1 protein-coding gene is annotated in these 1641 nt (G+C 39.3%); it reads right to left on the bottom strand.

The genetic code is table 11. The annotated features are described in order from the left end of the window. Positions 1-23: 23 nt before the first annotated feature. Positions 24-1641 (bottom strand): ISL3 family transposase (locus H8S65_RS20780; protein ID WP_186931710.1); only part of this gene is annotated, 1618 nt, incomplete at its 5' end.

Genomic DNA, 1641 nt, shown 5'->3' with positions numbered 1-1641 from the left:
GGGTCTTGTTCACATTTGCTGCCTTATACACAAATCATCATTCTTTTGAGAAGTTCTATGCTTGCTCGTCCATAACACATTCTTTTAATCATCTTTAATTTGTTGACAAATCCTTCGGTAGTACCGTTATGCCATTTTTCGAGTAATGCATTCACAACCGCATCGTAGTCTTGTATAAGGCCATTGATAAATTGTTTCAGCTCAAGGCATGTGGTTTCTGTTTTAAGCCATTGTTCTAGAAGTTTTACATCTCTGGATTTAAGCGCTTGATCGAACTCTTTCTGAGCAGCCAGTAACTCTTTTATTTCCTTGGATTGATATACAACTTTGAGCCATAGCCTCTCTTGATCACTACATTTAGACTCCTCCTTTTTACATAAATAATATAATGTCTTCCATTTGGGGATCTTTACTTTTGGTTTAAAAGAAGGCCTCCAGGAACGGATGTAGAGATTTACCGTTTCACGGCTTCCGGTGTACCCCATTTCTTTTATTTCTTTAAAGAGAGAGACTGAACTCTGAACCTGCTCATCATGAAAACGCATCTTTAAATAGCTGTCATACTCTTCAATGCCGGAGCGTTTTTTGTATTGTACCTGTTTAAATTCCGTTTGCATCCAATATTTATTGACTGTGTTGTGTGTTATTCCTGTTAGACGGACTACTTCTGATTTTGTACAACCTCTCTTTTGTAATTTCTTGATACGAATAAATTTCTCCTGTCTCAGAGTTGTTTTGCTCGTACGGACAGAGCCCGCTTGCTCTTTCTTCTTTACTTGGCATGTGCTTAATGTGCCCTTTATTCCATTGTAATAACCTCGGAAGGCTTGTTGGACTGCTTCTGACAGATTGTGCGATAAATGCCATCGGTCTGCTATCTCTTTTGCTTCAGGGCAGGCCTCGCGGATGGCTTTTGAAAAACAATCAGCACGATCCGAGGTGACTGTTTTTAAATTCGTATACCCTTTTAATGCCTCACACACACAACCGGACTCCCTATGGGCAAGTAAATCAATAGGTTTGTGAGTGTCATTATCTATTATTATTGAACCGTATTCATGTCCTTTGCGTTTAGACCAATCATCAATCCCTATATTTTCTACTAAAGAATGATTGGGCAAGGGCGATGCTAATATTCTTCGTATCACACTATTGCGCTTTATCTGTATGTGGGATTTATTTAATAAACGAGCTCCTTTACTGCCGCCCGCTTCCAAGCCCATGAAGAGGATTTGTTCGTTTACCTTATCTACACAACGTTGATAGGATTGAAGGTGATCTTCAAAGCGTTCACAGAAAATTTTACGACGACACTCCGGATTTTGGCAATAAAAACGATGAACCCTCAAGTCAAGACGGCAACTATAATTGCCTAATGGTAACTCCTGAGGGTGTCGGTTATAGTGACTTTGCTTCTTCCCGGAAGGCCTATGACACAAAGGACATAAAGATGTTTCCTGAGTACTTTCCACGGATATGAGAAGCTGCGAATAATTTGTCAAGGATATCTCCTTGAGTCTCCAACAAGGTATATCATGGAATAGAATACTTGTAAAAAACGCAAGCTCATCAATGAGTAAGGAGCAGCCCCTTGTTAAATTTGCACTTTCTGATTTTTGTTCTGAATTTTCTTGTATCTTT

It is taken from the genome of Parabacteroides hominis (assembly GCF_014287585.1).
Lineage (GTDB): Bacteria > Bacteroidota > Bacteroidia > Bacteroidales > Tannerellaceae > Parabacteroides > Parabacteroides hominis.
This window is presented reverse-complemented; position numbering and strand designations above follow the sequence as displayed.